The organism is Alteromonas sp. 5NS40-0096, from assembly GCF_057544385.1.
Map to the genome: position 1 here is coordinate 281832 of NZ_BAAJLQ010000006.1, position 7768 is coordinate 289599.

Annotated in this window: 5 protein-coding genes; all 5 read left to right on the forward strand. The window is 46.5% G+C overall.

Annotated features, from left to right (window positions below; genetic code table 11):
• Positions 1-18 precede the first annotated feature (18 nt).
• Positions 19-4197, forward strand: coding sequence for a DNA-directed RNA polymerase subunit beta' (rpoC, locus tag AC27G9_RS18070; RefSeq protein ID WP_487075875.1), 4179 nt, complete (start codon positions 19-21; stop codon positions 4195-4197).
• Between the two features lie 290 nt (positions 4198-4487).
• Entirely contained in the window at positions 4488-4862 is a 375-nt protein-coding gene (rpsL, locus tag AC27G9_RS18075) for a 30S ribosomal protein S12 (protein WP_487075876.1), read from the forward strand.
• Between the two features lie 75 nt (positions 4863-4937).
• Entirely contained in the window at positions 4938-5408 is a 471-nt protein-coding gene (gene rpsG, locus AC27G9_RS18080; RefSeq protein ID WP_487075877.1) for a 30S ribosomal protein S7, read from the forward strand.
• A gap of 36 nt (positions 5409-5444) precedes the next feature.
• Positions 5445-7547, forward strand: a complete 2103-nt coding sequence (fusA, locus tag AC27G9_RS18085; protein WP_487075878.1) for an elongation factor G — start codon at positions 5445-5447, stop codon at positions 7545-7547.
• 62 nt (positions 7548-7609) lie between these two features.
• The coding region (locus tag AC27G9_RS18090) for a GTP-binding protein (protein WP_487075891.1) at positions 7610-7768 on the forward strand (159 nt) is incomplete at its 3' end.

A 7768-nucleotide genomic window follows, 5' to 3' on the forward strand; every position in this document is an offset into this window, starting at 1 on the left:
CTCCGCTGGGAGAAAAGTGTGAAAGACTTATTAAAGTTTCTAAAGCAACAAAATAAGACAGAAGAATTCGATAATATTCGTATCGGTCTTGCTTCACCTGACATGATTCGCTCATGGTCATTTGGTGAAGTTAAAAAGCCAGAGACCATCAACTATCGTACATTCAAGCCAGAGCGTGACGGCCTTTTCTGTGCACGTATCTTCGGCCCTGTGAAAGACTATGAGTGTTTGTGCGGTAAGTACAAGCGCCTTAAGCACCGTGGTGTTATCTGTGAGAAGTGTGGCGTTGAAGTGACACTGACTAAAGTGCGTCGTGAGCGCATGGGTCACATTGAGCTTGCAAGCCCAGTAGCACACATCTGGTTCCTTAAATCACTACCGTCTCGTATCGGCCTAATGCTTGATATGACATTGCGTGATATTGAACGTGTTCTTTACTTCGAATCATACGTAGTAACAGAGCCGGGTATGACAACGCTTGAGCGTTCTCAACTTCTTACCGAAGAAGAGTACCTAGATGCGCTAGAAGAGCACGGCGATGAATTTGATGCAAAAATGGGTGCTGAAGCAGTATTCGATTTGCTTAAAGTACTTGACGTAGATGCTGATGTAGCAGCTATGCGTGAAGAGTTGCCGAGCATCAATTCAGAGACTAAGCGCAAGAAAGTGACTAAGCGCCTTAAGCTTCTAGAGTCATTCCAACAGTCTGGCAACAAACCAGAGTGGATGATCATGACAGTACTACCGGTATTGCCACCTGATCTTCGTCCGTTGGTTCCTCTAGATGGTGGACGTTTCGCTACGTCTGATTTGAACGACCTATACCGTCGAGTCATCAACCGTAACAACCGTCTACGCCGTCTATTAGACTTGGCTGCGCCAGATATTATCGTTCGCAACGAAAAACGTATGCTTCAAGAAGCGGTAGATGCGCTACTTGATAACGGTCGTCGCGGTCGCGCGATTACCGGTTCTAACAAGCGTCCTTTGAAATCACTTGCTGATATGATCAAAGGTAAGCAAGGTCGTTTCCGTCAGAACTTACTTGGTAAGCGTGTTGACTACTCTGGACGTTCTGTAATTACAGTTGGTCCTACGTTGCGTCTTCACCAGTGTGGTCTTCCGAAGAAGATGGCTCTTGAATTATTCAAGCCATTTATTTACGGCAAGCTTGAAGGTCGTGGTCTAGCGACAACGATCAAAGCAGCTAAAAAATTAGTAGAACGTGAAGCGCCGGAAGTATGGGACGTACTTGACGAAGTAATTCGCGAGCACCCTGTATTACTTAACCGTGCACCAACACTTCACCGTTTGGGTATCCAAGCGTTCGAACCAACACTAATCGAAGGTAAAGCAATTCAGCTTCACCCGCTAGTGTGTGCGGCGTATAACGCCGACTTCGATGGTGACCAAATGGCGGTTCACGTACCGTTGACAATCGAAGCACAGCTTGAAGCGCGTGCGCTTATGATGTCAACCAACAACATCCTGTCTCCTGCGAACGGTGAGCCAATCATCGTACCTTCACAGGACGTTGTATTGGGTCTTTACTACCTAACGCGTGACAAAGTAAATGGCTTGGGCGAAGGCATGATGTTCACAAGCCCGCACGAAGCTGAAAAAGCGTACCGCACTGGTAATGCTGAATTGCACGCTCGCGTTAAAGTTCGTATTACTGAATATGATGTGGCGGAAGACGGTACTAAGACAGAAAAAGTTACGCTAACTGATACAACGGTTGGTCGTGCTATTTTCTCGTTGATCTTGCCAAAAGGTCTACCGTTCGAAATCATCAACCAACCGATGGGCAAGAAGCAAATCTCTAAATTGCTTAACGCTTGTTACCGTACGCTTGGTTTGAAAGATACTGTTATTGCTGCTGACCAAATCATGTATACCGGCTTCCACTACGCGATGATCGCGGGTGCATCTGTTGGTATCGACGATATGGTTATCCCTGATGCTAAGAAAGACATCATCGATGCAGCTGAAGCCGAAGTTATCGAGATTCAGGAACAATTCCAATCAGGTCTTGTAACTGCCGGTGAGCGTTACAACAAAGTTATCGATATTTGGTCAAATGCCAACGAAAAAGTCGCGAAAGCGATGATGGATAACTTGAAGACTGACGTGGTTAAGAACCGCGATGGCGAAGACGAAGAACAGCAATCATTTAACTCTGTTTATATGATGGCCGACTCAGGTGCTCGTGGTAGTGCCGCACAGATTCGTCAGCTAGCTGGTATGCGTGGTCTGATGGCTAAGCCAGATGGCTCAATCATCGAAACGCCAATTACCGCTAACTTCCGTGAAGGTCTGAACGTACTTCAGTACTTTATTTCAACTCACGGTGCTCGTAAGGGTCTAGCCGATACGGCACTTAAGACAGCAAACTCGGGTTATCTAACTCGTCGTTTGGTTGACGTTGCACAAGATTTGGTTATCACTAACGAAGATTGTGGCACATTTGAAGGTGTTCAAATGTCTCCGCTAATCGAAGGTGGTGATGTTGTTGAACCACTACGTGAACGTGTACTAGGTCGTGTTGTTGCTGAAGACGTATTGAAGCCAGGTACTGATGAAGTGCTGGTTGAGCGTAACGTGATGCTAGATGAAGCACTCGTTGATATGCTTGAAGCAAACTCAGTAGACCAAGTAATGGTTCGCTCAGTAATCACTTGTGACAATGACTTCGGTGTTTGTGCTAAGTGTTACGGACGTGATCTTGCGCGCGGTCACATGGTTGGCCAAGGTGAGTCTGTTGGTGTTATCGCTGCACAGTCTATCGGTGAGCCAGGTACACAGCTTACGATGCGTACGTTCCACATCGGTGGTGCGGCATCTAGAGCCTCTGCTGAAAATAGCGTACAGGTCAAAACGGCTGGTAGCTTGAAGCTTCACAACGCTAAGTTCGTTCGCAACGTAGACAGTAAAGTTGTTATCGTTTCTCGTTCAACTGAACTAACTGTAATTGACGCACAAGGCCGTGAGAAAGAGCGTTATAAAGTACCTTACGGTGCAACGCTTACGGTTGATGATGGTGCAGCAGTTGCAGCTGGTGAAATCGTTGCTAACTGGGACCCGCATAGTCACCCAATCATCACTGAACGCAAGTCTAAGATTAGCTTCGCTGACATTGACGACTCAAACACAGAAATGCAGCAGGACGAGCTAACTGGTCTCACGCGTATCGTTGTTAAAGACCTAGCGAAGGTTAACTCAAAAGAGCCTAAGCTTATTCTTGAAAACGACGAAGTGGGTCTACAAGAAATTCGTCTACCAAGCTTTACAACCATCGAAGCCGCAGACGGCAAGGTTGCAAACGAAGGTGACGTATTAGCGCGTATTCCTCAGGAAAGTTCGAAGACTCGTGATATCACGGGTGGTCTACCGCGTGTTGCTGACTTGTTTGAAGCGCGTAAGCCTAAAGAGCCTGCTATCCTTGCTGAAATCTCGGGTACCGTTGGATTCGGTAAAGAGACTAAAGGTAAGAAGCGTCTAGTGATCACACCTGCGGATGGCGATCCGTATGAAGAGATGATTCCTAAGTGGCGTCAGCTTAACGTGTTCGAAGGTGAAAGCGTTGAGAAAGGTGAAGTTATTGCTGATGGCCCTGAGTCTCCACATGACATTCTACGTCTACGTGGTATCAGTGCGGTATCGAACTACATCGTTAACGAAGTGCAAGAAGTTTACCGCCTACAGGGTGTAAAAATTAACGATAAGCACATCGAAGTTGTAATTCGTCAGATGTTGCGTAAGTGCATCATTACTGCGTCTGGTGATACTCAGTTCCTAGAAGGTGAGCAAGTTGAAGTTTCAGCGGTTAAAGTAGCTAACCGTGAAATGGAAAAACAAGGCAAATTGCCTGCGCTGTACGAAACACAGTTGCTAGGTATTACGAAAGCGTCTCTATCAACTGAGTCGTTTATCTCTGCTGCGTCGTTCCAAGAAACAACTCGCGTACTTACCGAAGCTGCGGTACAGGGTAAAGAAGATGATTTACGTGGTCTGAAAGAAAACGTAATCGTTGGTCGACTGATCCCCGCTGGTACTGGTTTTGCTTATCACGAGCGCCGTGCTGCAAGCCGCAAAGCTGCGATGGAAGAACTCTCAGTATCTGCTGAAGAAGCAGAGCAGGCATTGACTCAAGCATTGAATGCTGAAGTCGGTGACGAGTCTCCAATCGACGAGTAAAAAAGATTAGTGGGGGCGTGAGCCCCCGCTTTTACACTTTTTAAGCGTAAAAACGATAAATTCCTTTTGGTTATGGTTTGTACAGCTTGACAGTGTAAGCTTTGATCATTAATATGCCGCGACCCAAAATATGGATAGTAATAATAACTGCCTTATTTTGACGCGGATTTTTTTGTTTAGAGCGTATAAACAGGTAGTGACGAGCACATTACCTGGCGGTAGACAAAATGCCGCAAGAAGACACCTGACTAAGCGTCGGGTTTTTGTAGTTTTTAATTAGGAGCTAGTTAATGGCAACAGTTAACCAGTTGGTGCGCAAGCCGCGTAGACAGCCCGTTGTAAAAAGCAACGTTGCTGCTCTAGAAGCTTGTCCACAACGACGTGGTGTATGTACTCGCGTATATACAACTACGCCAAAGAAACCAAACTCAGCACTACGTAAAGTGTGCCGTGTTCGTCTAACCAACGGTTTTGAAGTTTCTTCATATATCGGCGGTGAAGGCCACAACCTTCAAGAGCACAGTGTTGTTCTTATTCGTGGTGGTCGTGTTAAAGATCTTCCAGGTGTTCGTTATCACACAGTTCGCGGTACTCTTGACTGCGCTGGCGTTAGCGATCGTAGACAAGGCCGTTCTAAGTACGGCGCGAAAAGGCCTAAGTCTTAACGGTTCTCCGTTAGTAAGGCCAAACTGAAGTAATTAGAGTTTTGGGTAATCCCTGAATTCCACGGAGAAATTAAGATGCCAAGAAGAAGAGTCGTAGGTCAACGTAAAATCCTACCTGATCCTAAGTTCGGATCGCAGTTGCTTGCTAAATTTATGAATGTCGTAATGCTCGACGGCAAGAAATCTACCGCTGAAAAAATCGTTTACGGCGCGCTTGATATTGTTGCTGAAAAAACTGGCAAAGCACACCTAGATGTATTTGAAGATGCACTTGAGAACATCCGCCCTACAGTCGAGGTTAAGTCTCGTCGTGTTGGTGGTTCAACGTACCAGGTACCTGTTGAAGTTCGTCCAGTTCGTCGTAATGCACTTGGTATGCGTTGGTTGGTTGAAGCTGCACGTAAACGCGGTGAGAAATCAATGGCACAGCGCCTAGCTGCTGAGATGCTTGATGCATCTGACAACAAAGGTTCTGCGGTTAAGAAACGTGAAGACGTTCACCGTATGGCCGAAGCGAACAAAGCATTCGCACACTACCGTTGGTAATAACGTTGCTTGTCAACGTATAAATGAGAGAGACGTATGCCTCGTAAGACCCCAATTGAGCGTTATCGTAATATTGGTATCGTTGCTCACGTGGACGCGGGTAAAACCACGACCACTGAGCGTGTTCTATTCTACACTGGTTTGTCACATAAGATCGGTGAGGTTCATGATGGCGCAGCCACTATGGACTGGATGGAACAAGAGCAGGAGCGTGGGATAACCATCACTTCTGCTGCTACAACTTGTTTTTGGGCTGGTATGGAACAACAGTTCGACCAGCACAGAATCAACATCATCGACACACCAGGACACGTTGACTTCACGATTGAAGTTGAACGTTCATTGCGCGTACTAGATGGTGCCGTAGTTGTTTTTTGTGGGTCTTCTGGGGTAGAGCCTCAATCAGAAACAGTCTGGCGACAGGCTGACAAATATTCAGTACCGCGTATGGTTTTCGTCAATAAGATGGACCGTGCCGGTGCTGACTTTGAACGTGTTGTTGATCAGATCCGCAACCGTTTGGGCGCAAATTGCGTTCCGATTCAATTGAATATAGGTACTGAAGACGAGTTTAACGGTGTAATTGACCTTATTAAGATGAAGGCGATTAACTGGAACCCTGCAGACCAAGGTATGACTTTCACTTACGAAGACATTCCAGCAGACCTTGTCGACAAAGCCGAAACCTATCGCGTTGAAATGGTGGAAGCGGCGGCTGAAGCCAATGAAGAGCTGATGGACAAATACCTAGAAGAAGGTGATTTGTCGGAATCGGACATCCGCGAGGGGTTACGCGTACGAACACTGAATAATGAAATCGTTCTGGCGACATGTGGCAGTGCATTTAAGAACAAAGGCGTTCAGGCCGTTCTTGATGCCGTTATCGAATTCTTGCCATCGCCTACGGATATTCCAGCGATTAACGGTATTCTGGACGATAAAGACGAGACGGAAGCCGAGCGTCACGCTGACGACAATGAGCCGTTTTCAGCGTTGGCGTTTAAGATTGCGACAGACCCGTTTGTAGGGACTTTGACATTTTTCCGCTGTTATTCAGGTGTCGTAAACACAGGCGACACTGTGTACAACCCGGTTAAGGGCAAGCGTGAACGCTTTGGCCGTATCGTGCAAATGCACGCAAAAGACCGCGAAGAATTGAAAGAAGTTCGCGCAGGTGACATCGCTGCTGCTATTGGTCTGAAAGACGTGACAACAGGCGATACACTGTGTGATCCAAATAATATTATTACGCTAGAGCGCATGGAATTCCCAGATCCTGTTATCTCTATTGCCGTTGAGCCAAAATCAACGGCAGATCAGGAGAAAATGGGTATTGCCTTGGGCAAGCTAGCGGCAGAAGACCCTTCATTCCGTGTAACAACGGACGAAGAGTCGGGCCAAACCATTATTTCTGGTATGGGTGAGCTACACTTGGATATTATCGTTGACCGTATGAAGCGCGAGTTCAACGTCGAGTGTAATGTCGGTAAACCACAAGTGGCTTATCGCGAAACCATCCGAAGCAGCGTTGAAGTCGAAGGTAAGTTTGTTCGCCAATCTGGTGGCCGTGGTCAATTCGGTCATGTTTGGTTGAAGATCGAACCGAACGAAGAAGGCGCTGGTTATGAATTTGTCAACGAAATCGTTGGTGGTGTGATTCCTAAAGAATTCATTCCGTCGGTTGACAAAGGTATTCAGGAGCAGACGCAGAATGGTGTATTGGCAGGTTACCCTGTACTTGATGTCAAGGTGACTTTGTACGATGGTTCTTACCACGATGTTGACTCTTCTGAAATGGCGTTTAAGATCGCCGGTTCAATGGGTTTCAAAAAAGGGACTGCGGAAGCAAATCCTGTTTTGCTTGAGCCCACAATGAAAGTAGAAGTAACCACTCCCGAAGAGTGGATGGGTGATGTTGTGGGTGACTTGAACCGTCGTCGCGGCATTATCGAAGGCATGGAAGATGGTGTATCTGGTATCAAAATTGTGCGTGCCAAGGTACCATTATCAGAAATGTTCGGGTATGCAACCGACTTGCGTTCTGCCACGCAAGGCAGAGCGTCATACTCAATGGAGTTCTTCAATTATGCTGAAGCACCAAATAACGTTGCTCAGACCATAATTGAAAAGAGAATGTAAGCTTTTTGAAGGTTCGGTCCGGTCTGTATTGGGTCGGACTTTTAACTTAGGAAACGAGAAAAATGGCAAAAGAAAAGTTTGAACGTACGAAACCGCACGTTAACGTTGGTACAATCGGCCACGTTGACCACGGTAAAACTACACTAACAGCTGCAATCACTACTGTACTAGCTAAAACTTACGGCGGTGACGCTCAGGCATTCGATCAAATCGATAACGCG

Bases quoted from the DNA above. Each gene is read 5' to 3' on its own strand.
- rpsL (WP_487075876.1), top strand. From the start codon at position 4,488: ATGGCAACAGTTAACCAGTTGGTGCGCAAGCCGCGTAGACAGCCCGTT.
- rpsG (WP_487075877.1), top strand. From the start codon at position 4,938: ATGCCAAGAAGAAGAGTCGTAGGTCAACGTAAAATCCTACCTGATCCT.
- fusA (WP_487075878.1), top strand. From the start codon at position 5,445: ATGCCTCGTAAGACCCCAATTGAGCGTTATCGTAATATTGGTATCGTT.